The organism is Paenibacillus vandeheii (genome assembly GCF_030433635.1).
Taxonomy (GTDB): Bacteria; Bacillota; Bacilli; order Paenibacillales; family Paenibacillaceae; genus Paenibacillus; species Paenibacillus vandeheii.
This window is the reverse complement of sequence record NZ_JAROCD010000049.1, coordinates 1-663: the sequence shown is the minus strand read 5'-3', so window position 1 is coordinate 663 and position 663 is coordinate 1. Positions and strand designations below refer to the sequence as shown.

Here is a 663-nt window from a genome sequence, read left to right as displayed (position 1 = left end):
ATGGTATTATCCCCTTTAAGTAGACACTTGAAAAAACCTTCATGTTATCATGAGGGTTCAAGTGACACTTGGAGGGGATATTTTTATGGCCAAAAAAGGACAAACATTTCAGACGTATACCGAAGAATTTAAATTGAATGCTGTTAGATCCTATGTCGAAGGTTCTTCAAGTTACAAGGTGGTCGCTGATCGCGAAGGAATTCGAAACTGTTCACAACTGAAGGTGTGGGTAAAAAAATGGAAAAACGGGGAAGCGTTCGATGAGCGAAAAAACAATGTTGCGAATCCACTGAAAGGACGTCCTCGTACTGCCTTTAGCAGTGTAGAAGAAGAACGGGACTACCTTCAAGCACAGGTGGATTATTTAAAAAAGCGGTATCCAAATCTAGTAAAGGAGAAGCGCTGAGCCAACGGGAGAACTACGATATCATAGACGAATTGCGCTGCTCGCATGGCATTACACGCCTATTATCGATTACAGGAATACCCCGTTCCAGTTACTACAAATGGCGAGCAACACAGCCACAGCGAGACGCAAGACAAGACCGTGAGCGTGAGATTAAAGAACACATGATGGCTATTCATTTTGCAAACCGAGAGTTTGGTTATCCTCGCATGACAACGGCGTTGTGGGAGGCTGGTCTGAACGTTAATCACAAGAAA

At 43.6% G+C, this 663-nt stretch carries 1 protein-coding gene and 1 pseudogene; both read left to right on the top strand.

Annotated features, from left to right (window positions below; translation table 11 throughout):
- Positions 1 to 85: 85 nt before the first annotated feature.
- Positions 86 to 406, top strand: coding sequence for a transposase (locus P5G61_RS31865; protein ID WP_301250129.1), 321 nt, complete (start codon positions 86 to 88; stop codon positions 404 to 406).
- Between the two features lie 32 nt (positions 407 to 438).
- Positions 439 to 663 (top strand): annotated as a pseudogene (locus tag P5G61_RS31860) (hypothetical protein); the annotation flags it as partial.

What these genes read in the sequence shown, in the direction of transcription:
- P5G61_RS31865 (WP_301250129.1), top strand. Translation starts at nt 86, where the DNA reads ATGGCCAAAAAAGGACAAACATTTCAGACGTATACCGAAGAATTTAAA.